19 protein-coding genes are annotated in these 26,346 nt (G+C 72.9%); 11 read left to right on the forward strand and 8 right to left on the reverse strand.

Going from position 1 to position 26,346, the window contains the following annotated elements; translation table 11 throughout:
• Positions 1–3: 3 nt before the first annotated feature.
• Positions 4–4,932 (reverse strand): permease, encoded by a 4,929-nt coding sequence (locus O7597_RS16835; RefSeq protein ID WP_281580109.1) that lies wholly within the window; start codon positions 4,930–4,932, stop codon positions 4–6.
• A 110-nt stretch (positions 4,933–5,042) separates the two neighbouring features.
• Positions 5,043–6,470 carry a UDP-glucose/GDP-mannose dehydrogenase family protein gene (locus tag O7597_RS16840; protein ID WP_269739767.1) on the reverse strand — a complete coding sequence of 476 codons (1,428 nt, stop codon included), beginning with the start codon at positions 6,468–6,470 and terminating at the stop codon, positions 5,043–5,045.
• 249 nt (positions 6,471–6,719) lie between these two features.
• Between O7597_RS16840 and O7597_RS16845 the strand changes: the two genes are divergently transcribed.
• Entirely contained in the window at positions 6,720–7,883 is a 1,164-nt protein-coding gene (locus tag O7597_RS16845; protein WP_269739766.1) for an acyl-CoA dehydrogenase family protein, read from the forward strand.
• 73 nt (positions 7,884–7,956) lie between these two features.
• Here O7597_RS16845 and O7597_RS16850 read toward each other — a convergent pair whose 3' ends face one another.
• Positions 7,957–8,610 (reverse strand): hypothetical protein, encoded by a 654-nt coding sequence (locus O7597_RS16850; RefSeq protein ID WP_281580110.1) that lies wholly within the window; start codon positions 8,608–8,610, stop codon positions 7,957–7,959.
• 23 nt (positions 8,611–8,633) lie between these two features.
• On the opposite strand from O7597_RS16850, the gene O7597_RS16855 reads away from it, so the two are divergent.
• Together O7597_RS16855 and O7597_RS16860 are read left to right on the forward strand one after the other, a co-directional pair.
• Positions 8,634–9,155, forward strand: a complete 522-nt coding sequence (locus tag O7597_RS16855) for a hotdog domain-containing protein (protein WP_281580111.1) — start codon at positions 8,634–8,636, stop codon at positions 9,153–9,155.
• A gap of 179 nt (positions 9,156–9,334) precedes the next feature.
• Complete coding sequence (locus O7597_RS16860; RefSeq protein ID WP_281580112.1) at positions 9,335–11,317, forward strand: acetoacetate--CoA ligase; 1,983 nt, start codon at positions 9,335–9,337, stop codon at positions 11,315–11,317.
• A gap of 630 nt (positions 11,318–11,947) precedes the next feature.
• On the opposite strand, the gene O7597_RS16865 is transcribed toward O7597_RS16860, so the two are convergent.
• A complete protein-coding gene (locus tag O7597_RS16865) occupies positions 11,948–12,658 on the reverse strand; it encodes a TIGR03089 family protein (RefSeq protein WP_269739762.1) in 711 nt (236 codons plus the stop codon).
• 150 nt (positions 12,659–12,808) lie between these two features.
• On the opposite strand from O7597_RS16865, the gene O7597_RS16870 reads away from it, so the two are divergent.
• Together O7597_RS16870 and O7597_RS16875 are read left to right on the forward strand one after the other, a co-directional pair.
• On the forward strand, positions 12,809–13,954 hold the full coding sequence (locus tag O7597_RS16870) for a glycosyltransferase family 1 protein (RefSeq protein ID WP_164446048.1): 1,146 nt from the start codon (positions 12,809–12,811) through the stop codon (positions 13,952–13,954).
• A gap of 49 nt (positions 13,955–14,003) precedes the next feature.
• Complete coding sequence (locus tag O7597_RS16875; RefSeq protein ID WP_281580113.1) at positions 14,004–15,095, forward strand: sugar phosphate nucleotidyltransferase; 1,092 nt, start codon at positions 14,004–14,006, stop codon at positions 15,093–15,095.
• Here the strand turns inward: O7597_RS16875 and O7597_RS16880 are convergent.
• The gene (locus O7597_RS16880; protein ID WP_281583265.1) at positions 15,064–15,660 is read right to left on the reverse strand and encodes an NUDIX domain-containing protein; all 597 of its coding nucleotides are present in this window, start codon (positions 15,658–15,660) and stop codon (positions 15,064–15,066) included. The two genes, O7597_RS16875 and O7597_RS16880, sit on opposite strands and share 32 nt — an antisense overlap.
• Positions 15,661–15,997: 337 nt before the next feature.
• On the opposite strand from O7597_RS16880, the gene O7597_RS16885 reads away from it, so the two are divergent.
• Positions 15,998–16,990, forward strand: a complete 993-nt coding sequence (locus O7597_RS16885) for a winged helix-turn-helix domain-containing protein (RefSeq protein ID WP_269739760.1) — start codon at positions 15,998–16,000, stop codon at positions 16,988–16,990.
• Positions 16,991–17,000: 10 nt separating this feature from the next.
• On the opposite strand, the gene O7597_RS16890 is transcribed toward O7597_RS16885, so the two are convergent.
• On the reverse strand, positions 17,001–18,089 hold the full coding sequence (locus O7597_RS16890) for a coenzyme F420-0:L-glutamate ligase (protein WP_281580114.1): 1,089 nt from the start codon (positions 18,087–18,089) through the stop codon (positions 17,001–17,003).
• A complete protein-coding gene (cofD, locus tag O7597_RS16895; RefSeq protein ID WP_269739758.1) occupies positions 18,086–19,033 on the reverse strand; it encodes a 2-phospho-L-lactate transferase in 948 nt (315 codons plus the stop codon). The genes O7597_RS16890 and cofD overlap by 4 nt, the downstream gene beginning before the upstream one ends.
• A 97-nt stretch (positions 19,034–19,130) precedes the next feature.
• Between cofD and O7597_RS16900 the strand changes: the two genes are divergently transcribed.
• The 5 genes from O7597_RS16900 to O7597_RS16920 all read left to right on the forward strand — a co-directional run bounded on the left by O7597_RS16900 (position 19,131) and on the right by O7597_RS16920 (position 25,708).
• Positions 19,131–20,384: a hypothetical protein gene (locus O7597_RS16900; protein WP_281580115.1), complete on the forward strand. Its 1,254-nt coding sequence runs from the start codon at positions 19,131–19,133 to the stop codon at positions 20,382–20,384.
• Between the two features lie 76 nt (positions 20,385–20,460).
• Positions 20,461–23,040, forward strand: a complete 2,580-nt coding sequence (locus O7597_RS16905) for a bifunctional FO biosynthesis protein CofGH (protein ID WP_281580116.1) — start codon at positions 20,461–20,463, stop codon at positions 23,038–23,040.
• Positions 23,041–23,187: 147 nt separating this feature from the next.
• Positions 23,188–24,465, forward strand: a complete 1,278-nt coding sequence (locus O7597_RS16910; protein ID WP_281580117.1) for an IS701 family transposase — start codon at positions 23,188–23,190, stop codon at positions 24,463–24,465.
• Positions 24,466–24,648: 183 nt separating this feature from the next.
• Positions 24,649–24,978: a phospholipase gene (locus O7597_RS16915; protein ID WP_281580118.1), complete on the forward strand. Its 330-nt coding sequence runs from the start codon at positions 24,649–24,651 to the stop codon at positions 24,976–24,978.
• A gap of 472 nt (positions 24,979–25,450) precedes the next feature.
• Complete coding sequence (locus tag O7597_RS16920; RefSeq protein WP_013731688.1) at positions 25,451–25,708, forward strand: WhiB family transcriptional regulator; 258 nt, start codon at positions 25,451–25,453, stop codon at positions 25,706–25,708.
• 186 nt (positions 25,709–25,894) lie between these two features.
• On the opposite strand, the gene O7597_RS16925 is transcribed toward O7597_RS16920, so the two are convergent.
• Positions 25,895–26,344 carry a metallopeptidase family protein gene (locus O7597_RS16925; RefSeq protein ID WP_093406503.1) on the reverse strand — a complete coding sequence of 150 codons (450 nt, stop codon included), beginning with the start codon at positions 26,342–26,344 and terminating at the stop codon, positions 25,895–25,897.
• Between the last annotated feature and the right edge of the window lie 2 nt (positions 26,345–26,346).

Consider the following 26,346-nt stretch of genomic DNA (forward strand, 5'->3'; position numbering starts at 1 on the left):
CACTCAGCGCATGCCGCGTAGCGCCGTTTGCAGGCGTTCCTGGGCGCGGCGTCGGCGTTCGTTGCTGGCGCCGAGGATCAGCAGCAGGAAGCCGACCGGGATCAGCGCCAGCCACGGTCCGAGGCTGAACAGCGCGTGCACCGCCGCGATGGCGGTGACCACCGCACCGACGATGACCGGTGCCTGCTGCTGGGTCATCGAGCCGAAGACCAGCACCGCGACTGCGCCGAGGAGCAGCAGCACCTGGCGCATGGTGCTCGAATCGGTGGCCAGCACGATCGCCAGGGTCGGCACGAAGGCGGCGAGCAGCGCCGGTCCGTACGCCACCCAGCTGCTCAGGTCGGTGCGCTGCCGTAGCTCGAGCACTCCGACCAGCAGAGCCAGCGCGGCGAACGGCAGCGTGTACGCCTCGGGCAGGGCCACCTCGGCGACCCGCATCAGGATCCACCAGGCGGTGATCTCGCAGAGCACCACCGCCCAGAACAGGACCCGTCGCTCCGCCGGCCGGCGGCCCGGCCGGGTCGCCGCGAGACCGAGGACCGCACCCCAGGCGGCGAGCAGTGCGGCGATGTGCCGAGGCGAGTCGAACGCCAGCGCCAGTGCGATCAGCGCGGCGGCGTGGCCGCTCCACTCCACGGTCGCCGCCTCGCGACGTGCCTCCGGACGGCGCAGCCGGGGCAGAGTGGCGGAGAAGACCTGCAACGCCGCGCCGACCGCCAGCACCCCGAACGCCGACCAGACCGGGGCGAGCCCGGCCACCAGACCGGCGGTGAGCACGAACAGTTGCGCCATCAGCGAGGCGAACAGCCAGCCGAGCAGCCGGGCCCGGGAGGTGAGGCCGTAGAGGGCGGCCACCAGCCCGACCCCGACCGCACCACCGAGCGTGAACAGGGTCAGCTCCCGGGTGGCGAGGCTGCCGGCGAGCCCGGCCCCGCCCGCCGCCAGCCCGATCAGGAAGACCAGCACCCGGGCCAGTCGCAACGAGCGGGCCCGTTCGACCAGAGCCGGCGGCGGCGTCAGCGCCAGCCCCAGCATCGAGATGGTGAACACCGCCAGCGCCGACAGGGTGCTCGTCGGCCAGCCGCCACCCAGCGCGATCGGGGCGATGAGCAGCGTGACGGCGGCGCCGGGCAGCACCACCGGCACGGCCCGGGACCGGCGGCCGCCACTGAACCCGGTCGCGGCCAGGGCCGCCGTCGCGGTGAGCAGCAACGCGGTGAGCACATGGGTCGGGTTGACCGCTGCCGGCGGCGGGTCGAGCAGGACCGCCGGTGGTCCCTGCCAGATCCGGCCGACGGTGCGATGCGGATCGACGAGGGCCGCGATCAGCGCTGGTGCGATGGAGACCAGGGCCAGGACGGTCGGCACGGCGGCGGCGGCCAGCGCACCGGCGGCCGGGCTCACCCGCCACCGACGCCGGTCGTCATCCGGCAGTCGGCGCAGCGCCCCGTCCAGCAGCACGGTCCAGCGGCGCACCGGTTGGGCCGCGCCGGCCGGCGGCTCGGTCGCCCCGCGTACCAGTTCGGCGAGCACACCGAGCAGTGCCGCCGCAGCGGCGTAGACACCGACGGGCACGGCGATCGGGACGGCGGCGAGCGCGGTCACGCTCGCTCCGCCGACCACCCCGGCGCTGGCCCAGGGCAGGTACTGGGGAACCTGCCGACGGGCCGCCGCCACCGCGGCCAGGCCGAGACTGGATGCGGCCAGGCCGGCGGTGAGCACCACCTGCGGGGCGTGGCCGAACTCGACGGCGAGGGCGGCGACGGCACCCGGCAACGCCAACAGTGCCGCGCCCACACCCGCACCACCGATCTGCGCCAGGTGCGGCGGCATGCCCTCCGCCTCGATGTCCTCGACGAGCGGCTCGGCCAGGTTGCGGGCCAGCGCGGCCACCACCGCGCCGATCAGCACGATGCTGCCCAGGGCCAGCGCGGTCGTCCACGGCCGTACCAGGCCGGCGCCGGCCGCGTGCAACGCGACCACCCCGGCCACCGTGATGCGGGACAGCGCGGCCCGGGGATCGATCGTGGCGACCGCGGCCATCCCGAAGATGGTGGCGACCATGCCGCCGATCAGGACCGGCGACCACCAGGCGAGATCGAAGGCGGCGGGAGCGCCGATGGTGGCGAGCACCACCGCCACGCCGGCGACGTCGTAGCGCCAGGGTGGCGGCAGCAGGATCCCTGCCGCGATCGCGAGCAGCACCAGGGCGATCGGGCCCTGCCAGGTCGTGCCGCCGGTGGGCGCGGCCGGCCAACCGCTGAGGTCACCGTCCCAGATCGGGCCGGGAGTGGCCAGCACACCGACGCCACCGCGCAGCGCCATCCAGCCTGCCAACAGCCCGATCAGCACGCCGCCGATGGTGAGGCCGAGCACCGGCCCACGACGCCACTCCTCGGGCATCGCCCGGGCCGCCACGGCGACGACCAGGACCAGCGCGGCGGCGACGGCGAGCTGCCCGCTCGGCGCCAGCACCGTGCCGATCCGCAGCAGGGCGGCGACCAGCGCGGCGGTCACCGCGGCGGTCGCCAGGTCGGAGCCGTCGAGGGTGAGATCGGAACGGCGGCCGGTGTCGATCGAGGGTGCCAGGAAGAGGAGTACCGCGGCGACCAGCAGCAGCGCGCCGACCCAGGCATCCGCCACGGTGGCCCCCGGTGCGCCGAATCCGGCCGCGGCGACCAGCAACGCGCCCAGGCCGGTGCCCACCGACAGCGGGACCGGGATCTGGCGCTGCGACACCTGCACGAGGGCGGCGTAACCGAGCGTGACACACACGGCGAGGAAGCTCGCCGCGAGCACCGGCACGGTCGCCTCGCGCAGGCTCGCCGGGGTCGGCGTGTCATCCACCGGCAGGGTCGCCGCCACGAAGGCGGCCACCGCTCCGGGCAGCGCGAAGGCGGCACCTCCGGCGGCCCAGGCCGAGACGGTGTCCGCAGCCGCCGGGGCGAGCCGGATCCGGGGAGCGGCGGCGATCAGCGTGCCGGCCACGACGAGGGTGAGCAGCACGGCGGCGGTCAACGCCGGCCGGGCGAGGGCCGCGCCGGCACCGGCCAGCCCGACCGTGGCGGCGGCCACCGCGTGCGCCAACGCGGCGCGGGGAGTACGGGCGGAGAGGCCGGCCGCCCCGATGCCGATCGCGGTCAGCACCATCGGCCACGGCGCGTACGTCCAGGCCAGCCCGAAGGAGGCCGGTACGGCCAGCGCGGTGAGCGCGGCACCGGTCACCGCGAACTCGCGGCGGATCTCCGACGGTAGGGCCAGCACCGCGGCCACGGTCAGCAGGAAGGCGCTGGCCGCGAGCTGCCAGGCGGCCGGTCCCACGGCGGCGGCCAGTTCGCCCGGATACCGGTAGAGGTCCGCCGCCCAGGCCGGCAGCGCCGCCTCGATCGGGGCGATGCCGGCACGCAGCGCACTGCCGGCGACCACCACCCCGCTGACCGTGAGCGCCACCGCGGAGGCGAGTTGTGGTCCCCGGCGGGCGGACTCGGGTACCGCCCGGACCGCGAGACCGGTGACCGTGATCACCAGGGCGATCAACAGCAGGGCTCGGCCGGGGAGCGCCACCGAGGCGATCCGCCCCAGGGCACCGATGACGGCGAGGGTGAACACGCCCGCGCCCAGGTCGGGTAGGGGCGGACGGCGGAGCACGAGCGTCCCGGCAAGACAGACGGCGGCGGCGAGGAGCAGCACCAGGCCCGCGCCGGTCGCGCCCGGCACGGTGGTGCTCCGCAGCAGGGCGGTCACCGCGTACGCCAGGGCGACGGCGACCGCCACCCCGTGCAGCACCCAGGTCAGTTCCCGCAACCCCGGCACCGGTCGGGTCGGCGCAGTCACGCTGCCGCCGACGGGATCCAGCAGTTCGCCGCTCTCCTCCGGCGCCGCCTCCGGCCTACCGTCAACCTGGCTCTGTTCGGCCGACCGCTGCCGGGGGGCACCCGACCGGCCGGAGCCGGCCGGGCCGTCGGTGACCGGCTGCTCCACGGTGACCGGTGAGCGGGCCAGCCACAGATCGAGCAGCGCCACCACGGTCAGCGCCAGCGCCCAGCCCGCCGGACCGGTGATCCGGTCGTACGCGAGCAGTGGCACCACCGGCTGGGCGGCCAGCACGCTGGCGAACCGGGGTGCGCGCAGCCTGGTCCAACCGGCGTAGCCGACCGAGACGGCAGCGGTGACCGCGAAGATCACACCGGCGAAGACGGCACCGGAGGCGCCGCCGTTGCCGATCCGGTCCACGGCCCACAACGCGTACCCGGCGAGGGGCACCAGGAGCAGACCCACGGCGGCGATGGTCTCGGCCGTGGAGGTCAGCCCACGCCGGACCAGCACCGGCGGGGCGAGCAGCATGAGCACCGTCGCGAGCAGCAGAATGCCCAGCCGGGCCAGCGCGTCCATCGAGCTGGTGGCGACCACGGCGAACACTACGGCGGCGACGCCGAGCAGCAGCGCGCCGAGACCGAGCGGGATGTTCTGGACCTCCCGGGAGGAGGCCTCGGGCGGATGCTCAGGATCGTCGGCGTCCAGCCAGACCGGTTCGGTCGGTGGCGGTGGCCCCTGGGTGCCGGCGGCGCCCTGCCGGGGTACCCGGGGCGGCGGGGGCGCGCCGTCGCGGGGCGGCGAGGCATCCGCGGAGGCGGAGCGTCGCGGCGGCCGGCGACGGAGTACGCGCCGGGGGCGGGTGGCCTGCCGGATGCGCTCGTCCCCCTGGCTGCCGGCGTGCGAGAGGATGTCCCGCTGGAAGAGCGCGGCCTGCATCTTCGCGGCGAGCTGCCGTTGTTCGCGGGCGATGGCGGCCTCGCGGGCCTTCAACTCCGCGATGGATCGTTCGATCTCCGCCAGGTGTTCGGCCCATTGTGGCTGGTGCGCACCGCAGTGCGGGCAGCGAACCGCCGGTTTGATCTCCCGGCCGCACGAAGGGCACTGAAAGCTCGCCACGACACCCCTCCACCCGCACTGTGGAATCCCACTGTCGCAGCATGCCCAAAGCGGGCCGGGAATTCGACAGTTGTCGGCGGGTCAACCGCCAACATCACCACACGGTGGGATCACGGACGCCCCATGCCCCGGTACTCCCAGCCGGCCTGGGTCCACAGTGCCGGATCGAGGCAGTTGCGGGCGTCGACGATGCGGCGGCCGGCGACGAGGTCGCCGAGGAGGCCGGGGTCGGCGTTGCGGAAGTCGGCCCATTCGGTGAGGACGCAGACCAGGTCGGCGTCGGTGACCGCAGTGCTGATGTCGGGTTCGTAGGTGAGTTCCGGCACCGCGCGGCGGGCGTTCTCCATGCCCTCGGGGTCGTAGACGTGGACATCGGCGCCGGCCTTGTGCAACAGGGCGGCGACGGCCAGGGCGGGGGCGTCGCGTACGTCGTCGGTGTTGGGTTTGAAGGTGGCGCCGAGCACGGCGACGCGGGTGCCGGACAGGTCGGGGCCGGCGGGGCCGGAGCGGCGGCCGAGCAGGTCGGCGGCGAGGTTCAGGACGCGGGTACGGCGACGCAAATTGATCAGGTCGACCTCGTGCAGGAAGCGGAGGGCTTCGCCGGCTCCGAGCTCCTGCGCCCGGGCCTGGAAGGCGCGGATGTCCTTGGGCAGGCAGGCGCCACCGAAGCCGAGGCCGGCCTGGAGGAAGCGGTTGCCGATGCGCGGGTCGTAGCCGATGGCCTTGGCGAGCTGGGTCACGTCGCCGCCGGAGGCCTCGCAGACCTCGGCCATCGCGTTGATGAAGGAGATCTTGGTGGCCAGGAAGGCGTTCGCGGCGACCTTGACCAGTTCGGCGGTGGCGAAGTCGGTGACGACCAGCGGTACTTCCCGGTCCTCGGTGGCGGCGAGATCGAACACGCCCTTGTGGGCGGCGTAGAGCATGCCGTTGGCCCACTCGCTCTTGACCCCGACGACGATGCGGTTGGGGCGCAGCACGTCGTCGACGGCGAAGCCCTCCTGGAGGAACTCGGGGCTCCAGGCGACCTCGACGCCGAGGTCGGCCGGGCTGTGCTTGCCGACGAGCTGCTCCACCCACTCGGCGGTGCCGACCGGGACGGTGGACTTGCCGACGATCAGCGCCTTGCGGGTCAGGTGCTGGGCCAGGCCGGTGACCGACGCCTCGACGTACGACAGGTCGGCGCCCATCCCATCGGCCCGCTGCGGGGTGCCGACGCAGATGAAGTGCACGTCACCGAAGTCGGCGGTCTCGGCGATGTCGGTGCTGAAGCGCAGCCGGCCGGCGGCGAGGTTGCGCCGCAGCAGTTCGTCGAGCCCGGGCTCGTGGATCGGCACCTCGCCCGCGTTCAGCTTCGCGATCTTGTCCGCGTCGACGTCGAAGCCGAGCACCTCGTAGCCGAGTTCGGCGTAACAGATGGCATAGGTCGCGCCAAGGTAGCCGGTGCCCAGGAAGGTCACCCGGGGCCGGGAGGCACCCGAGGGGGGTGTGACCGCCGCGATGGCGGGCACCGGCTGGGTGTTCGGGTACGGGATGGTCACGCCTGTCTCTCCGCTCGCACTGGCGCCGCGTGGCTGCGTCGCGTTCCGCCACGGCGCCAGGGTGGGCACCGCAGGGGTGGGTCGTCTGCTGGGTTCCATCATCGCCGAGCGGCGTCGGAGCTTCGTCATGGCCCAGCCTACGCGCCGGTAACATCACCTGAACTGTGGTCGTTATCCTTCAGTCTGCGTGGTGGGCGTCCAGCCGACGTTACAGACTGCGCATGATAGCGGTGAAGGGGAGGGGCCGACATGGCCGCAGAACAGTCGTTCGACGCGTACCGCCTGCCGGAGGAGCACGAGGCGATCCGGGAAGCGGTCCGTGAGGTCTGTGCGGCGAAGGTGGCTCCGCACGCCGCCGAGGCGGACGAGACCGGTGAGTTCCCGAAGGCGTCGTACGACGCGCTACGTGCCGCCGACTTCCACGCACCGCACATCCCGGTCGAGTACGGCGGGGCGGGTGCGGACGCGCTGGCCACGGCGATCGTGATCGAGGAGGTCGCCCGGGCCTGCGCCTCCTCCTCGTTGATCCCGGCGGTGAACAAGCTGGGCACGATGCCGCTGCTGCTGGCCGGATCCGACGATCTCAAGCGCCGCTACCTGACGCCGGTCGCCGCTGGCGAGGCGATGTTCTCGTACTGCCTCTCCGAGCCGGAGGCCGGCAGCGACGCGGCGGCGATGACCACCCGGGCGGTACGTGACGGCGATCACTGGGTGCTCAACGGGGTGAAGCGTTGGATCACCAACGCGGGTGTCTCGGAGTTCTACACCGTCTTCGCGACGACCGACCCCACCGCCCGCTCCCGGGGCATCTCCGCCTTCGTGGTCGAGAAGTCGGATCCGGGGGTGAGCTTCGGCGCGCCGGAGAAGAAGCTGGGCATCAAGGGGTCGCCGACCCGCGAGGTCTACCTGGACAACGTCCGGATCCCGGCGGACCGGATGATCGGCGCCGAGGGCACCGGCTTCGCCACCGCGATGAAGACCCTAGACCACACCCGGGTCACCATCGCCGCGCAGGCGGTGGGCATCGCGCAGGGTGCGCTCGACTACGCCAAGGGGTACGTCGCCGAGCGCAAGCAGTTCGGCAGGGCGGTCGCCGAGTTCCAGGGCGTGCAGTTCATGCTCGCCGACATGGGCATGAAGCTGGAGGCGGCCCGGCAGTTGACGTACGCGGCGGCCGGCCGGTCCGAGCGCGGCGACGCCGATCTGACCTACTTCGGCGCGGCGGCCAAGTGCTTCGCCTCGGACGCCGCGATGGAGATCACCACCGACGCGGTGCAGTTGCTCGGCGGCTACGGCTACACCCGTGACTACCCCGTCGAGCGGATGATGCGGGACGCCAAGATCACCCAGATCTACGAGGGCACGAACCAGGTGCAGCGCATCGTCATGGCCCGGCAGTTGCTCAAGGACTGACACTCCGACGACGGCTGTCGGCACCTCCGCCCGCGCGGTTGCCGGGCGGAGGTGCCGATCCGTATCTGTCGGGTCAGCTGGTGGCGTCGTCGCGTCGGGGCAGGTTGCCCGGCGGTGCCGACCAGGGCGACCCACCTCCGGTCCGCCGGGGCAGCGGCTCGGTCGGTGTCGGGTCCGGGTCCGGGTAGCCCAGGCTCAGCGGCGCGGTGTCCCGTTCCGCCGACGGGCCCGGTGACCAGTCGGTCAACGTCTGGTCCGGCGCCGGCGCGTCGGGGGTGCCCGACTCCGGCTGCGGCGCCGCGACCGGCCAACGCCGCCACCGTTGCCCGCTGAACGTCGCGACCAGCAGCAGCACGCCGATCAGGAAGAGCGTGCCGTTCTCCACCGGCAGCCCCAGCGGCAGCGGGTCGCCGAGAAACCTCCAGTCGGACGGGATGCGCTCGCGTACCCGGAAGGGCGAGACGAACAGTCCGACGTACGGGGTGACCAGCAGCAGGCCGGCCACCAGCGGACCGAGCGGTGAGATGCGTAGCGTGCCGAGCAGGCCCAGCACGATGCCACCGACAGCGAGGTACACGGCCGGTTCGATGAGATTCGCCGTGTTGGCGGTGCCGATCTCCACCCACCGGTTGACGGTGTCGGCCGACCCGTCCTGACCGAGGGTGACCAGCACCCAGGTGACCGGCACCACCACCAGCCCTGCGAGGAAGCTCCACAGATGTCGCATCCGCGCACCGTACCGTTTCCGACATGACCGAGCACCCCGCCACCGCCCTGCCGGGCAAGCCGACCTCGTACTCCCGGGTAACCCTCAGCCGGATCATGACCGCGGTGGATGTGAACCTGTACGGAACGGTGCACGGCGGGGTGCTGATGAAGTTCGTCGACGACGTGGCCGGCGCGGCGGCGGCGCGGCACAGCGGTGGCACGGCGGTGACCGCCGCGATCGACGAGATCGTCTTCTCGGAGGCGGTCCGGGTGGGCGACCTGGTGCACGCGTACGCCCAGGTGAACTGGACCGGGCAGACCTCGATGGAGGTCGGCGTCCGGGTGATGGCCGAGCGCTGGGACTCGGCCGACGAGGCGCCGGTGCGGGTGGCCACCGCGTACCTCGTCTTCGTCGGGGTCGAGGTGGGTGGCGCGCCCCGGCCGGTGCGTCCGGTGTTGCCGGAGACGCCGGAGGACGAGCGGCGCTGGCGTGAGGCGGAGATCCGCCGCGCCCACCGGCTGGCCCGCCGCCAGGCCATCCAGGCGGCCCGTAGCGAACCCTGACCGCTCCGGCCGCCGACGGCGCTTCCTGCGTCCCGGCCACACTGGTCGGGTCCAGGGGGTATGGGGCGGGCACATGCGCCTGCGCGGGTCGGGTGCGGACAATGGCGCTTCGAGGTAGGGCAAGATGGCGCCACGGCCCACCGCACAGCGTCGTGCCGGGCCAGGGGAGGAGTGGACCAGTGACGGACGTGCTGTGGACGCCACCGGCGGACGTGCTCCAGCGGTCCCGGATCGGGGCTTATCTGCGTTGGCTCGCCGAGCACCGGGGGTTGACGTTCGCCGACTACGACGCGCTGTGGCGGTGGTCGGTCACCGACCTGGACGCCTTCTGGCGGTCGATCTGGGACCACTTCGGTGTCGTCGCGCACACCCCGCCGACCGCCACCCTGACCGACCGGGACATGCCGGGCACCCGGTGGTTCCCCGGCGCCACCCTCAACTACGCCGAGAACGTGCTGCGGATGCCGGGCCGGGCCGAGGACGAGCCCGTGGTCGTGGCGCACGGGCAGACCCGGCCGCCGGTCACCCTGACTGCCGGGCAGTTGCGCGAGCAGGTCCGCCGGGTCGCCGCCGGACTGCGCCGGCTCGGCGTCACCACCGGCGACCGGGTGGCCGGGTACGCGCCGAACATCCCCGAGACGTACGTGCTGATGCTGGCGACCGCGAGCCTCGGTGCCGTCTTCTCGTCCTGCGCGCCGGAATTCGGCACCCGCAGCGTGACCGACCGGTGGCAGCAGATCGAGCCGAAGGTCCTGGTCGCCGTGGACGGCTACCGCTACGGCGACAAGCCGGTCGACCGGCGCGCCGAGGTGGCCGCGATCCGGGCCGCGCTGCCGTCGCTGCGGCACACCGTGTCGATCCCCTACCTCGACCCCGACGGTTCGCCGGCTGCGGACGCACTCGCCTGGGCGGAGTTGGCGGCCGAGACCGACGAACCGCTGGCCTTCACCCCGGTGCCGTTCGACCACCCGCTTTACGTGCTCTACTCCTCCGGCACCACCGGGCTGCCCAAGCCGATCGTGCACGGACACGGCGGCATCCTGCTGGAGCACCTGAAGATGCTCGCCCTGCACCACGACCTCGGCCCGGCGGACCGGTTCTTCTGGTTCACCACCACCGGCTGGATGATGTGGAACTTCCTGGTCTCCGGGCCGGCGGTGGGCGCGGCCATCGTGCTGTTCGACGGCAACCCCGGCCATCCCGACCTGGGCGCCCTGTGGCGGCTGGCGGAGCAGACCGGCACCACGTACTTCGGCACCTCGGCGCCGTTCCTGCTGGCCTGCCGCAAGGCCGGGCTGGTCCCGCGCGAGATCGCCGACCTCTCCGCGCTGCGCGGCCTCGGCTCCACCGGCGCGCCACTGCCCGCCGAGGGCTTCACCTGGGTGTACGACACGGTCGGCGACGGCCTTCAGCTCCAGTCGCTGTCCGGCGGTACCGACGTCTGCACCGGTTTCGTCGGCGGTGTGCCGCTGCTGCCGGTGCACGCCGGTGAGATCGCCTGCCGCGCCCTCGGTGCGAAGGTGGAGGCCCGCTCGCCGGACGGCACCCCCGTCATCGGGGAACTGGGCGAGCTGGTGATCACTGAACCCATGCCGAGCATGCCGGTGGGTTTCTGGAACGATCCGGACGGAGCCCGCTACCGGGAGGCGTACTTCGACATCTATCCCGGGGTGTGGCGGCACGGGGACTGGATCACCATCAACTCCCGGGGCGGTTGTGTCATCACCGGCCGCTCCGACGCCACCCTCAACCGGGGCGGCGTACGGCTCGGCACCGCCGAGTTCTACTCCGTCGTGGAAGGGCTGGACGAGGTCGCCGACTCGGTGGTGGTGCACCTGGAGGACGACGAGGGCGGCGCCGGTGAGCTGCTGCTGTTCGTGGTGCTCGCCGAGGGGGTGACCCTTGACGACGAGTTACGCCGGACGATCTGCCGCGAGCTGCGTACCGCGTTGTCGCCCCGGCACGTACCCGACGAGATCCACCAGGTCCGCGCGGTGCCACGCACCCTGTCCGCGAAGAAGCTCGAGGTGCCGGTCAAGAAGATCCTCACCGGGACTCCGGTCAACCAGGCGGCGGCCAAGGGCGCCCTGGCCAACCCGGACTCCCTGACCGCCTTCGCCACCCTGGCCCGACAGCGCACCCCGGACCGCCCCGCCACCTGACCCGACCTTCGACGCCGACCCCTCGACCCGAGCCTCCACCACCGCCCCGCCGGCGACGGCCCGGGGTGTGGCTCGGGCTGTGTGGCTCGGGCTCGGGCGGTGTCGGCCTGGGCGCTGGTCGCCATAGCTCGAGCTTCCCTCCGTCGAGAAGCAGTTACGAGCTGAGACCTTACGTTACTCAGCGTGCTGTCGCAGTTCGCCCAACCAATACCTTCCACCGTCCTTTGCTCTGCTTCAACCCACGCAACAGTTACTTTGCGTAGCGTCCGACGCGTGAGTGGCACCGGACCGTCGTTGCGTCGTTGCAGGTTAGGCGGTTGTGCGTAGGTTGAAGCAGAGCAAAGGGCGGGAAGGGGTATATAGCCCGGCGCTGGCGTAGCAACGGTGAGTGAGCGACGCGGAGGGTGAAGGTCGACTCGCTGGTTCGAACACTGGCACTGGGCAGCGTCGTCCTCGCCATGGGGCGGTCGAGTCAGGGCACGGCGGTCGGGGCACGGCGGTCAAGGCCGGATAGGGCGGGGGCGGGCCAGCAAGGCAGGTCGGGCCGGGTAGACCGGCGGTCCCGGCAGGCCGGGCCGGGCGGGCCCGGCGGGCGGGTCCGGGCGGTAAGGGCAGGACTGGGCGGGCAGGTCAGGTCAGCGAGTGGGTGATGCGTTCCGTCGATTGGCGTTCGGCCAGACGGGCCCGGTCAAGGTGGGCGCAGAGCACCAGGGTGGCGCCGACGCTGAGCGGGGCCAGCAGCCAGTCGAGCGGGTCCGGCCGGCGGTCGACGTCCACGAGGAGCCGGTCGCCCGCGGAGATGCCGAGTTCGGCGGCGCGGGTGGTGACCCGGGCGCGCAGCGCGGTGTGCTCCGGGCCGCCGGGCGGGTACGCCGTGAAGTGGTCGCCGTGCGCGCGTACCTCGGTGACGTAGTCGGCGAAGCCCGCCGGCACCTCCCGCAGCGGCAGCGCGAACGGGTGCAACGCGAGCGCGTATCGGTCGGCCGCCGACCAGGCGTCGGCCTCGGCGACGCCGTCGACGGTGGCGAACAGCACGTCCACCTCGCCCGGCCGGTCGGCGACCGGCAGACCGGCCGGACGCACCGTCAGCCCGGCCGACCAGCATCCGAGCAGCACCGCGGCGCTCTGCCAGTGCGGCGGCAGCAGCACCGCCGCGGTGCCGCCCGGCTCGAGGGCCAGTTCGTCGACGAGCAGGTTCGCCGTCTTGGCCACCCAGTTCGCCAGCGTCGCTCCGGAAAGCTCGGTGCGCTCGCCGGTGGCGTCGTCGTACCAGGTCAGCATGGGGCGGTTCGGGTCGGTCGCGACCGCGTCGGCGAGTACCCGGGCAATGTTGTCGGCCATCGGCGCGAACGATACGCGCCCGGCGGCCGTACTCGATGACAGCGACAAGTCGGCGTACCGTCGGGTCGCAGTCAGCGTCCGTGCCCGGCTCCGGCGTAGGCTTGCCGGAGTGTCGTTCCCCACAGTCCCGCCACCGCAAGGAGTCGCCCCGTGACCGCCGGTCGCCCGCCCCGCGTGCTCATCGACGCCACGAGTGTTCCCGCCGATCGCGGCGGCGTCGGTAGATACGTCGATGGCCTGCTCGGCGCCCTCGGCAAGGTGTGCGGATCGGCGGTGGACCTGGTGGTGGTCAGCCTCCGCACCGACCTGGAGCGTTACCGGCGGAAGCTGCCCGGCGCGGAGATCATTCCGGCGCCGGCCGCGGTGGCGCACCGGCCGGCGCGGCTCGCCTGGGAGCAGACCGGCCTGCCCCTGCTCGCCCAGCAGGTCGGCGCGGAGGTGCTGCACTCGCCCTTCTACACCTGCCCGCTGCGGGCCGGCTGTCCGGTCACCGTGACGGTGCACGACGCGACGTTCTTCACCGAGCCGGAGCACTACGACAAGTCCCGCCGGACGTTCTTCCGTAGCGCGATCAAGACCTCGTTGCGGCGCGCGAACCGGGTGATCGTGCCCAGCAAGGCGACCCGCGACGAACTGATCCGCCTGTTGGACGCCGACCCGACCCGCATCGACGTGGCCTACCACGGGGTGGACCACGAGGCCTTCCACGCGCCCGGAGACGAGGAGAAGGCCCGGGTCCGGGCCCGCCTGGGGCTGGGCGGCAGCAGTTACGTCGCGTTCCTCGGCGCCAAGGAGCCGCGTAAGAACGTGCCGAACCTGATCCGTGGCTGGGCCCGGGCGGTCGCCGAGCGGCCGGACCCGCCGGCACTCGTGGTGGCCGGCGGACAGGGCCACGACGACGACATCGACCGCGCGGTGGCCGAGGTGCCCTCGCACCTGCGGCTGCTGCGCCCCGGCTACCTGCGCTACGGCGACCTGCCCGGCTTCCTCGGCGGGGCGCTGGTGGCCGCGTACCCCTCCTACGGCGAGGGGTTCGGGTTGCCCATCCTGGAGGCGATGGCGTGCGCCGCCCCGGTGCTCACCACGCCCCGGCTGTCGCTGCCGGAGGTCGGTGGCGACGCGGTGGCCTACACCAGCGAGGATCCGGATCAGATCGCCGCCGACCTGGCCGCGCTGCTCGACGACGAACCACGCCGGTTGTCGCTGGCCAAGGCCGGTTTCGATCGGGCGAAGGAGTTCACCTGGGGGTCCAGCGCCGAGGTGCACATCGCGGCGTGGACCAGGGCGCGGGCCTGAGGCCGGCAACCGAGACGCTCGGTCCGGGCGGTTCGGGCATGATGTCCTGGTGATCTATGTCGTCATTCCGGCCGGTGGCAGCGGCACAAGGTTGTGGCCGCTGTCCCGTGCCGGGCATCCCAAATTCCTGCACCCGTTCACCGGCACGTCCGCGTCGTTGTTGCAGGCGACCGTCGAGCGGCTGGGGCCGCTGACCACCCCCGAACGCACCATGGTGGTCACCGGGGCCGCGCACGCCGCGGCCGTGGCCCGCCAGCTGACCGGGCTGCCGGAGGAGAACATCCTGGTCGAACCGTCGCCACGGGATTCCTGCGCCGCCATCGCGCTGGCCGCGGCGGTGATCGCCGTACGCGACCCGGACGCCGTCATGGGATCGTTCGCCGCCGACCATCTGATCGGCGATCCTCAGCGGTGGGTGGACACCGTCCGCGAGGCGGTCCGGGGCGCGGAGCAGGGGCTGCTGATGACGGTCGGGATCACCCCGACCCGGCCGGAGACCGGCTACGGATACCTGCGGACCGGCGAGCCCCTCGACGGTGGCCCGATGCGTCCGGTGGTCGAGTTCAAGGAGAAGCCGAGCGCCGAGGTCGCCGAGACGTACCTGCGGTCGGGCCACTACCTCTGGAACGCCGGCATGTTCGTCTGGCGGGTGTCGGCGTTTCTCGCCGAGCTGGCACGTCAGCAGCCCGAGCTGCACGCCGGGGTCACCACGATCGCAGCGGCGTGGCACTCCGACGAACAGGACGACGTGCTCGGTGCGGTCTGGCCCACGCTGACGAAGATCTCGGTGGACTACGCGGTGATGGAGGGCGCGGCCGCGGCCGGTCGGGTGGCGACCGTGCCCGGTGACTTCCGGTGGAACGACGTGGGTGACTTCCACACCCTCGGCGAGGTGCTGCCGGCGGACCCGGACGGCAACGTGGTGCTGGCCAGCGACGCCAAGACCGAGGTGCTGCTGCGCGACAGCAGCGGCATGGTGGTGGCGCCGCAGGCCGGTCGGCTGGTGGCCGCCGTCGGCGTACGCGACCTGATCGTGGTCGACACCGAGGACGCGTTGCTGGTCTGCCCGCGCGAGCGCGCTCAGGACGTGAAGTCGATCGTGGACGAACTCAAGAGACGGGGTGCGGAGAAGCTCGTCTGAAGGCCGCCAGGCCCGGTGTGACGAGCCGGGCCGTGCCGCCGGCCAACGGCTGCGGCAGACGCTCCGGTGGGAACCAGCCGAGCGCCTCGGACTCCACGCTCACCCGTTCCGTCGCGCCGACCGGGGCGAACACGGCGAAGCGTACGTCGTGGTGCAGCGACCCGCCCTGGCAGGCCACCGGGTGCACGTCCACGTCGATCGGCAGCGGATCGATCCGCAGACCGGCGATGCCCGACTCCTCGGTGGCCTCCCGCAAAGCCGCGCCGGCCAGCGTCCGGTCGGCCGGCTCACAGTGCCCGCCCAACTGCACCCACTTGTGGAACTTGCCGTGCAGGCAGAGCAGCACCTGGCTCCCGGTCGCGTCGAACACCAGGGCGCTGGCGGTGACGTGACCGGGGCGGTGTGCGCGGCTCATCGCGACCGGCCCGGCGTCGAGCAGGCCGAGGGTACGGTCGCGGGCCACCGCCGCGTCGGGGCTGGTCGGCGTCCAGCCGGTGAGCACCGCCAGCGCGTCGGCGTGCAGCGCCGTCCAGCCGTCCGCGTCGCCGCGCGGGGATCGGTCCATGATTCGGGGCGTCGACAACGGCCGCTCCTCTCGTCCGAGCCAGCGTACGGGGTGCTGGTGGACGAGCCGGTGCGGCGGCCGGACCGGTGCCAGGGAGACCGGGCGGCACCCCCTGCGGAAGCTGAGCCGCAGACCCTCGTATGGTGCCGCCCGCTCTCGGGCACCCAGTGGGCGGACACGTTCGACGTGGGTCGCCCCCTGTGGCACGGGAAGCATGGCGGATTCACGTCCCGGGCGTCGAGGTCTTTCAGCTGAGGCTTAACTGCCCGAGGCCGGGGCGGCCGGGTAGAGTTCGGAGGTCGCCGGGTGCCCCCTCCGCCGGGCGGTGGGAGTACCCATGCTGAAGATCCATTTCTCCGGCGAGGACATTCTCCGGACCCGGGTGGCTCCGGCGGCCGATCCGGTCTGGGAAGTGGTGCTGAGTCTGCACCTGCTGCCCGGGCGCAGCCGCGATCCGTTGCTCGCCGGCTGGCGTCGCGAGGTCTCCCGGGGGCTGCGTCGGCAACTGGACGCCGAGGCGCTGCGACTGCTTTCCACGTTGAGCCCGCCGCGCGGCTACTTTCCGGACTTCCTCACCCCGTACGAGGGCGTGCACGGTTTCGAGGCGGGGATGGAGGCGCTGCGGCGTACCCCGGTGGCGTCGCTGCAACGCGACCTGACGCTGCTCGCCAGCGACAACCGGAACCTGCCCGCCGGGGTGGCCGCCATCGCCCGGGGTGAGCCGGAGGCCCTGATCCACCTGACCGAGACGATGGACCGCTACCGGCAGCTCGCCCTCGGCCCGTACTGGACGCGGGTCCAGGGCGCGGTGGAGGCCGATCGTGCCCGCCGCGCCCGGGCGATGCTCGACGGGGGTGTCGAAGGGCTGCTGACCACACTGCGGCCGGGCCTGCGCTGGGAGTCGGGCGTGCTGGAGATTCCCACCTACCCGAGGAGCCGGGAACTTCACCTGGAGGGGCGGGGACTGCTGCTGGTGCCGTCGTTCTTCTGCGCCAACACGCCGGTCGCGCTGCTCGACCCGCAACTACCGCCGGTGCTGGTCTACCCGGTCGACCGGCTGGGCGGACTGACCGGGGACGCGCCCGCGGCGGGCGACACCGGCCGGGAGGCGCTGGCCGCGTTGCTCGGCCGTACCCGCGCGGCGGTTCTCGCCGCCAGCGACGACGGCTGCACCACCGGCGAGCTGGCCCGCCGGCTGCGCATCTCGGCGGCGGCGGCCAGCCAGCACACCACCGTGCTGCGGAACGCGGGTCTGCTGGTCAGCCACCGGGACCGCAACACCGTCCTGCACACCCTCACCCCGCTCGGCCGCGCCATCCTCAACCCCTGACAGTCACCTGTCAGAGGGCGAGGGTGGCGGCGGCGGTGGTGCCGCCGGGTGGGGGAAGGAGTTGGGTGGGGACGTGTGCCGCCGCGAGGGCGGTGCGCAGGCGTTGCACGTCCGTGCCGAAGCGGACCAGTTGGAACGGGCCCACCGGGGTGGGTGGGGAGCAGAGCACCAGGCCGGTCGCGTGCGCCGGCCAGCCCGGCACGATGGGGGCCAGCGCGGCGCGTACCTCGTCGTCGGTGACCTGCGTGAAGACCGTGCCGGGCGCGATCACGTCGGCGACCGAGTCGATCGCCCGCGCGACGGTGGCCGGGTCGGGTGGAGCGTCGGACAGGTGATCCGGCAGGGCGGCGGCAGCCGCCAGACCGGCCGCCTTCGCCTCGGCGGTGCCGAGCGAGAACAGGTCCATCGAGGCGTCCCTGACCAGCACCCGGGCGCCCTCGCCGTCGCCCGACAGCGGCCGCGTCAGGTAGCCGCGGATAACCGCGACCGGCACCTGGTCGCACTTGCCCTTGACCAGTTCACCCGCCGCGGCCAGTTCGTCGACCACCGCCATCTGCGTCAGCGCCAGCTCGTTGCCGTACGGGTCGACCTCGCCCCGGTGGTCGCGGATGGCGTCCATCCCGGCGACGCCGAGGGCCACGTCGGTCAGCCCGTTGCGCCAGGGGCGGCCCATGGTGTCGCTCACGACGACCGCGACGTCCACGCCGTACCGGTCGCGCAGGCCGGCGCGGAGCGCGCGGGCCGAGGCGTCCGGGTCCTCCGGCAGCAGCACCAGCCGGGTCTTGTCGACGTTCGAGGCGTCGATTCCGGCGGCGGCCATCACGAAGCCGTGCCGGGTCTGCACGATCCGGGTCGGGCCGCGCGAGGCGACCACCCGTACCGTCTCCGCCGCCAGCACCTCGTCCCGGACGGCCTGTCGATCCGGGCCGTCGGCGGGCACGTCGACCAGCCGCCCCTCGGCCTTGGAGACGATCTTGCTGGTGACCACGAGCACGTCCCCGTCGCGCAGCCAGGGCGCCGCGCTCCCGATCAGGACCGCGAGGTCGTCCCCCTCGGTCACGTGCCCGATCCCGGGCACCGGCAGGATCTCCAGTCTCACGTCAACTCCACCGCGGCGCGGACCATCGCCGCCGTCGCCGCCTCGTCGGTCATCCGCAACGGCACCGCACGGACCGTCACGTCCGGCACCACCGTTGCGGCATCCTCCTCGGCCACCAACCAGCCGTCGAGCAGTCCGCCACTCGTCCGGCTTCCGTACAACCCACCGACGCCGGCGGCGCTGCAATCCACGCCGACGACCGCCAGGCAACGGTCGGCCATGCCGCGTACCGGTGCGCCACCGATGATCGGTGAAACGCCCACCACCGGGGCGGTGCCGTCCGTCACCGCCTCGCGCAGCCCCGGCACGGCCAGGATCGGCGCGATGCTGACCACCGGGTTGCTCGGCGCCACGAGCAGCACGTCGGCTCCGGCGATCGCCTCCGTGACGCCGGGTGCCGGCTTCGCCGACTCCGCTCCGACGAAGACGAACCGGTGGGTCGGGATCCGCGCCCGGTACCGTACCCACCACTCCTGGAAGTGGATCGCCCGCTGACCACCGTCGAGGTCGGCGACCGCATGCGTCTCCAGGCGGTCGTCGGTCGCCGGCAGCAGGCGTACGCCGGGCTGCCAGCGGGTCGCCAGTGCCTGGGTGACCTGGTGCAGCGGATAGCCGGCGTCGAGCATCGTGGTGCGGACCAGGTGGGTGGCGATGTCCCGGTCACCGAGGCCGAACCAGCTCGGCTCGGCGCCGTACGCCGCCAGCTCGTCCTTGACCGTCCAGCTCTCGTCGACCCGTCCCCAGCCCCGCTGCGGGTCGGCGCCGCCGCCGAGGGTGTACAGCACGCTGTCCAGGTCCGGGCAGATGCGGAGTCCGTGCAGCCGTAGGTCGTCGCCGACGTTGACCACGGCGGTCACCTCGGCACCCACCTCGCGGGCGTACGCCCGCACCCCCAGCAGGAACCGGGCACCGCCGATTCCGCCGGTCAGAACCACGATGCGCATCCGCCCATCCTCGCCTACGTGACGCCTCCGGCAGCCAACTGCCCCGGGAGACTAGGCTCACGTCGGCATCTGTCCGCTTTCGCCCCAGGGAGAGTTCGTGACCAGCCCCGCCGAGCCCCCACCCACCGACCCGACCCCGGCCCGCCAGGTGACCGGGCCGCTACGCGAACTCGTCGCTCTCGTGCTCCTGGGCGCCAACGCCGTCTTTCTGTTCGTGGGGCTGATCCGGCTGCTGACCCCGCAGGGCGCCTACAGCACGGTCACCGGGCGCGCCGCCAGCTCCTTCTTCGCCTTCATCGGCGTCGAGGCGGTGGTGCTGCCGGTGTTGGCGGTGCTGCTGGCCACGCACCTCGCCCCGACCGTCGGCCGGGCGAAACTGATCACGCAGGTGGCGCTCGTCGAGTACGCGGTGAGCGCCGTGCTCGGCGGTCTGACCCTGCTGATCTGGGTGGTCGGTCGGCTGGCCGAGGCGCAGCTCTTCGACGCGATGACCGGACTGCTCACCCGGGTCGCCTGGGTGGCGCTGTTCGCCGCGGCGGCGTACGTGGTGTGGAGCGTGTGGCAGCGGCTGTACCACGTACCCCGGCCCAAGCCCGAGCCCGGCCTGTACGGCACGCCGCAGCCGGGCTGGCCGCAACCGGGCGGCCCGGGTCAGTTCGGTGGCCAGCCCGGTCAGCAGGGTGGCGGGTGGGCGCCGCCCGGCCAGTCGGGTGGTTGGTCGGGTGCCGAGCGGCCCGCCGGCTATCCGGCCGGCTACCCCGGCTCCGGGCACCAGGGGACGGGGCAGCCGAATCAGTCCGGGTCCGGCCAGTTCGGCGGCTACCCGGCCGGCGGCACGACCCAGGGCCACCCCGGCGGCCAGGGCCACCCCGGCGGTCAGGGCGGCCAGCCGGGTTGGCCAATGGCCGGTCAGGCACCCTCCGCCGGAGGGCCGCCGGAGTCACCGCACACCTGGCCGCCGCACGGCCAGCCGGCGGTGCCACCGCAGTCGGCGCCGTCCTCGCCGGCCGCGCCCACATTCGGGCAGGCGGCCCCGCCGGCCGCGCCGCCGTTCGGGTCGCCGGCCTCGCCGGCCGCACCGCCGTTCGGGCAGCCGGCCTCGGCCGACCCGACCCAGAGCATCCCGCGCCAGGGCGATCCGGGCGGGGGCGTGCCGCGTCAGGGCGACCCGGCCGGGCGCGCCGAGCGGCAGGACGCCGAGCCGACCCAGGCGATCCCGCACCAGAGCGCCGAGCCGACCCAGGCGATCGCGCGGCCGGGCGACGGTGACGCCGCCCCGCCGGTTTCCCGGTCGGGCGACGGAGAGGCCGACCGCACCCAGCGGATCGATCCGGGCGAGCAGCCGAGCTGACCGGCGGGTCGTCGAAGGCACGTGCGGTTGCCCACGGGCCGGGGCCGCACCGGGCCGCAGCGCATAGGCTGAGCGGATGGTTGATCAGAGCGAGCGCGGGCCGGGTGACGGAGGCGTACGGCGGGCACTGCGCCGCGCCGCCGCCGGGCGGGCGCTCGACGTCGACGAGGCGTCGACCCTGCTGACCGCGCGGGGCGCGGCGCTGGAGGAACTGCTCGGCATCGCCGGTGCGATCCGGGACGCCGGCCTGCGGGACGCCGGCCGGCCCGGCGTCGTGACGTACTCGAAGAAGGTTTTCATTCCGTTGACCCGGCTCTGCCGGGACCGCTGCCACTACTGCACGTTCGCCACGGTGCCGCACCGGCTGCCGGCGGCCTTCCTCGACCGCGAGGAGGTGCTGGCCATCGCCCGGGCCGGCGCGGCGCAGGGTTGCAAGGAGGCCCTGTTCACCCTCGGTGACCGGCCGGAGGAGCGCTGGCCGGCGGCCCGGCAGTGGCTGGACGAACGCGGCTACGGGTCCACCCTGGACTACCTGCGGGCCTGTGCCGTGGCGGTGCTGGAGGAGACCGGCCTGCTGCCGCACCTGAACCCGGGGGTGCTCTCCTGGGCGGAGCTGCAACGGCTCAAGCCGGTGGCGCCGAGCATGGGGATGATGCTGGAGACCACCGCCACCCGGTTGTGGTCCGAGCCCGGCGGCCCGCACTACGGCTCTCCGGACAAGGAGCCGGCGGTGCGGTTGCGGGTCCTCGACGACGCCGGCCGGGTCGGTGTCCCGTTCACCACCGGCCTCCTGATCGGCATCGGCGAGACCCTCGCCGAACGGGTCGACGCGATCTTCGCGATCCGGCGCACCCAACGCGAGTACGGCCACCTCCAGGAGGTGATCGTGCAGAACTTCCGGGCGAAGCCGGACACGGCGATGCGGGGGATGCCCGACGCCGAACTGCACGACCTCGCGGCCACCGTGGCGGTGGCCCGGGTGCTGCTGGGTCCGAAGGCCCGCATCCAGGCACCACCGAATCTCATCGCCGGTGAGTACGACCTGCTGCTGCGGGCCGGTATCGACGACTGGGGCGGTGTCTCGCCGGTGAGCCCGGACCACGTCAACCCGGAGCGCCCCTGGCCGCAGCTCGACGAGCTGGCTGCCCGTACCGCCGCCGCCGGCTTCACGCTCCGCGAGCGACTGACCGTCTACCCCGAGTACGTCCGGGCCGGCGAGCCCTGGCTGGACGCGCGACTGCTGCCGCACGTGACCGCGCTCGCCGATCCGGCGACCGGGCTGGCGGTGGAGGCGGCCCGTCCGGTGGGCCGGCCGTGGCAGGAGCCCGACGAGACCTTCGGTGGGCGCACCGACCTGCACACCACCATCGACACCACGGGGCGTACGGACGACCGCCGGGGCGACTTCGACCACGTCTACGGCGACTGGGCCGAGGTGGCCGCGAAGGTGGCTGTGCCACCGGCGCGGGCGGGTGTCGACGGTGGCCCGGCAGCGGAGGCGGGAACCGGTGCCGGGGCCGGCCGGCCGCTCGTCGCCGGGGCCGCCGACGCCGACCTGCGGGCCGGGTTGCGGCTGGCCGCCGAGGATCCGGCGGCGCTGCTGGAGCCCCGGCACACGGATGCCGCACTGGCGCTGTTCGGCGCGGACGGGCCGGCTCTGGACGAGCTGTGCCGCACCGCCGACGAGCTGCGCCGTTCCGCCGTGGGTGACGACGTGACCTACGTGGTCAACCGCAACATCAACTTTTCGAACGTCTGCTACGTGGGCTGCCGGTTCTGCGCCTTCGCGCAGCGGGAACGGGACGCCGACGCGTACCGGCTCTCGGTGGAGCAGGTCGCGGACCGGGCGCAGGAGGCGTGGGAGGCCGGCGCCGGCGAGGTCTGCCTCCAGGGCGGCATCGACCCGAAGCTGCCGGTGACGATCTACGCCGACCTGGTCCGGGCGATAAAGGCCCGGGTGCCGCGGATGCACGTGCACGCCTTCTCGCCGATGGAGATCGTCACCGCCGCCGCCAAGGCCGGCGTGTCGGTGCGGGAGTGGCTGGCCGGGCTGCGCGAGGCGGGACTGGACACCATCCCGGGCACCGCGGCGGAGATCCTCGACGACGAGGTGCGCTGGGTGCTCACCAAGGGCAAGTTGCCGACCGCCGCCTGGGTGGAGGTGGTCAGCACGGCCCACGAGCTGGGTATCCGGTCCAGCTCGACGATGATGTACGGCCACGTCGACCATCCCGCGCACTGGCTGGCGCACTTCCGGGTGCTGGCCGGGGTGCAGGACCGTACCGGCGGGTTCACCGAGTTCGTGGCGCTGCCGTTCGTGCACACCAACGCCCCGATCTACCTCGCGGGCATCGCCCGCCCAGGGCCGACCTGGCGGGAGAACCGGGTGGTGCACGCGATGGCGCGGGTGCTCTTGCACGGTCGGATCGACAACATCCAGTGCTCCTGGGTGAAACTGGGCGACGCCGGCACCGCGGAGTTGCTGCGCGGCGGCTGCAACGACCTCGGGGGCACGCTGATGGAGGAGACCATCTCGCGGATGGCCGGTTCCGGCAACGGGTCGGCGCGTACCGAGGAGCAGTTGCGGGCCATCGCGGCGGCGGCGGGCCGACCGGCGCGTAGGCGCACCACCGCGTACGGTCACATCGCGGCCTAGTACGGCAGCCGCCGTTTGAGATCTTGCTGTTGAGGTGGGGTGGACGCGAGGCGGCCACCGCGTGATCGTCTGTACGTTGTGGACATAACTTCAGATCTGGCGGTGGCCGCAGGCCACAGCGTAGACCCCGCCGCGTGGGAGCGGGTCATGGCCGGGGTGCTCGGCTGCTTCGCGGGCCGGTTCGGGCGGGTGGAGCCGCGGCGGGCGGCGGGAGAGTTCGTCTCTGGTCTGCTATCTGACCTTGAAGTCAAGACATGTTGGCAGTTGGCGGAGCAGGCCGGGCACGTCCGGCCGGACGCGATGCAGCGGTTGTTGTACCGGGCGGTGTGGGACGCCGACGCCGTTCGTGATGACCTGCGGGCTCTGGTCGCGGGCCGGTTCGGTGACCCGGACGCGGTCCTGGTTCCGGACGAGACGGGAGACCTGAAGAAGGGCAGCCACACCGTCGGGGTGCAGCGGCAGTACACGGGCACGGCCGGGCGGATCGAGAACAGCCAGGTCGGGGTGTTCCTCGCCTACGCAAGCCGGCACGGGCACACTCTGATCGATCGACGGGTGTATCTGCCGGTGTCGTGGACCGACGACCGTGACCGCTGCGCCGCCGCGGGGGTGCCCGACGAGGTCGGGTTCGCGACCCGGTGCGAGCTGGCCGCCGACATGATCACCGCAGCCCTTGATGCCGGTGTCCCGGCGGGGTGGGCCGCCGCGGACGAGGCATACGGCAACAGCAGCGTGTTTCGTGCCTTGCTGCGCGAACGCGGACTCGGCTATGTCCTCGCGGTGTCCCGCAGTCATCTGGTGCCGCTCGACGGCGGCAAGACCCGCGTCCGCGCCGACCGGGTGGCCGCCGACCTGCCCGCCACCGCATGGCAACGCCGCTCGGCCGGGGCCGGATCCAAGGGCCCACGCTTCTACGACTGGGCCTGGCTCGACGACGTGTGCACCGACGCCGACCCGGACGACGGCGGACGGCACAGCCTCCTGATTCGAAAGAACACGACCACCGGTGAGCTGGCCTTCTACCGCTGCTGGACCCCGAAGCCGGCCACTCTCGCTCAGCTCGTGCGGGTCGCGGGCATCCGCTGGACCGTCGAGGAGAGCTTCCAGGCCGCCAAGGGCCAGGTCGGCCTGGACCAGCACCAGGTCCGCCGCTGGGACTCCTGGCACCGGTTCACCACCCTCGCCCTGGCCGCACTCGCCGTCCTGGCGATCTGCGCCGCCGACGCCGCGACCGACGCTTCCACCGACCACGGCTTGATCAAGCTGACCGTCAACGAGATCCGCCGACTGATCAACGCCTGCATCATCCGCCCGATCACCGACCTCGCCCACCGTTTGCACTGGTCAGGATGGAGACGCCGGCATCAAGCCCGAGCCCGCCGAGCCCACTACACACGCCGACTCAACCTCGAACTCCAGCCATGATCCCAAACGGCGGCTGCCGTACTAGGGTCGAACCTTCGCCTTCCGGCGGACGTACCTGTCGATGCCGGCGGCGGCACGGCGAGGACCGTCGCCGGCACCCCTCACCCGGGGGCCCGGCGTGGTCTGTCGTGATCCCCGTCCGTCATCGCGGGCGTCTGCGCGCCGCCGCCGGAAAGGTTGGGCATGATCACTGCGAAACGTAAGTGGCGTGGGCCGAAGCTGACCCTGGGTGGTGACACGGGGGCGCTGATCATCTACACCGGGCGGCAACTGCTCGGTCGGGAGATCGAGGTGAGCCGGGCCGACCGGGACGGCGACCCGCGTACGCACTCCGCCGTACACGAGCGTCGGGTCCCGGACGGCACGTTCCACAGTGCGGTCTATCCGGATCTTCCCGCCGGTGTCTATACCGTTTGGTGGGACGCCGACACGCCCGTCGGGTCGGTCACCGTGTCCGGTGGCGTGGTCGCCGAATTCGCCTTGCCGACCAGCTTGCACCCGTCGGCCGACTGAACCGCCGGAGTCCCGCCGATCGCGTCCCGTCCACAATGTGGGCGGGACGCGGTCGTCGTTCGCCCGCTCGGCGGGCGGGGTTGGCGAAGTCGGGATAACCTTGCTCATCAAGATCAACGGATCTTGATGAGCGGCTTCCCCGGCACCGCCGCGAAGCTCGACCGCTCCGGTGGCCTACGGCGCGCCACGGGAGAAAACTCGGGCAACTCGCCGGGGAGGGCGTTACTCGGCCGGGGTCTGAATCGATAGGGCAGGGCGAGACCGGGTGGTACGGACGGCCGTCCGGGACGCGTGTCGGGAGGGCGACTCCATTATCAAGTTTGGCTTGACGGCGCACGCATTACACGCGTGTAATTCGAATGGGGTTGTTCGCACGGGACGCACGATAACGGGACCGGACGGACAAAAGCACGCCTTTCGCGTGGGGGGTTGCAGCGGCGACGACGCCGGTGCGCGACAAGGAGGCAACTGAATGGACGGCCAGCTCGAGGCGGCCGACCTGCTCGGAAACGCGCCGGAGTGGCAGGAGCGGGCCCTGTGCTCGCAGACCGACCCGGAGGCGTTCTTCCCCGAGAAGGGCGGCTCGACCCGCGAGGCGAAGCGCATCTGCTCGCGGTGCGAGGTCAAGACGGAATGCCTCGAATACGCTCTCGGCCACGACGAGCGGTTCGGGATCTGGGGTGGACTCTCCGAACGGGAGCGGCGCAAGCTCAAGCGCCGGGCGGCCTGACCCGACGTGGGGCGGGACGGTTGGGGGACCGTCCCACCCGGCGGGCGGTGATCGGGGGGCCGGTCATCCGGAGGGGTTGGCCGGCGGGTCATGCCGGGCGCGGATGTGGGTGACGCGGACGATTGCGCGTAGCGGGCACCAGGCGACGACCCCGGCACGTGGCGCGGAAGGGCGAGCGCCGGCCGTTCAGGCCAGTTCGTCCGGGTCGACGCCGAGCAGGTTCGCCACCTGCTCGATGATGACGTCGTGGACCAGGTCGGCGAGATCCTCCCGGTCCATCGCCCGGAATTCCAGCGGTCGCCGGTACAGCACGATCCGAGGCGGCACCTCCTGGCGGCCGGGCCGACCGGGCAGCAGCCGGGCCAGCGGCACCTCGCCGTCCTCGAGCACGTCGGAGTCGTAGACGTTCAGGTCGGGCGGGACGTCCTCGACGGCGAACTCCACCCCGGCCAGTTCCTTGGCGAACCGACGCTCCAGCGTCTCGACCGTGTCCAGCACCAGGTCGTCGAAGATCTCCGCCTTGGTCCGCGCCAGCGGCACGGTGGCCGGCACCAGCCGCCCACGCAGACCGCGTCCGTGCCGGTCGCGGTGCGCCCGCCGGCCGGTGCCGGGGCGGCGGTTCTCGGGGCTCGTCATGT

Origin of the sequence: Verrucosispora sp. WMMC514 (assembly GCF_027497295.1) — a bacterium.
In the GTDB taxonomy this organism is placed as follows: domain Bacteria; phylum Actinomycetota; class Actinomycetes; order Mycobacteriales; family Micromonosporaceae; genus Micromonospora; species Micromonospora palythoicola.

Coding starts and splice junctions, on each gene's coding strand:
- O7597_RS16845 (WP_269739766.1), top strand. CDS start 6,720: ATGGCCGCAGAACAGTCGTTCGACGCGTACCGCCTGCCGGAGGAGCAC.
- O7597_RS16850 (WP_281580110.1), bottom strand. CDS start 8,610: ATGCGACATCTGTGGAGCTTCCTCGCAGGGCTGGTGGTGGTGCCGGTC.
- O7597_RS16855 (WP_281580111.1), top strand. CDS start 8,634: ATGACCGAGCACCCCGCCACCGCCCTGCCGGGCAAGCCGACCTCGTAC.
- O7597_RS16865 (WP_269739762.1), bottom strand. CDS start 12,658: ATGGCCGACAACATTGCCCGGGTACTCGCCGACGCGGTCGCGACCGAC.
- O7597_RS16880 (WP_281583265.1), bottom strand. CDS start 15,660: ATGGACCGATCCCCGCGCGGCGACGCGGACGGCTGGACGGCGCTGCAC.
- O7597_RS16885 (WP_269739760.1), top strand. CDS start 15,998: ATGCTGAAGATCCATTTCTCCGGCGAGGACATTCTCCGGACCCGGGTG.
- cofD (WP_269739758.1), bottom strand. CDS start 19,033: ATGCGCATCGTGGTTCTGACCGGCGGAATCGGCGGTGCCCGGTTCCTG.
- O7597_RS16905 (WP_281580116.1), top strand. CDS start 20,461: ATGGTTGATCAGAGCGAGCGCGGGCCGGGTGACGGAGGCGTACGGCGG.
- O7597_RS16910 (WP_281580117.1), top strand. CDS start 23,188: ATGGCCGGGGTGCTCGGCTGCTTCGCGGGCCGGTTCGGGCGGGTGGAG.
- O7597_RS16915 (WP_281580118.1), top strand. CDS start 24,649: ATGATCACTGCGAAACGTAAGTGGCGTGGGCCGAAGCTGACCCTGGGT.
- O7597_RS16920 (WP_013731688.1), top strand. CDS start 25,451: ATGGACGGCCAGCTCGAGGCGGCCGACCTGCTCGGAAACGCGCCGGAG.
- O7597_RS16925 (WP_093406503.1), bottom strand. CDS start 26,344: ATGACGAGCCCCGAGAACCGCCGCCCCGGCACCGGCCGGCGGGCGCAC.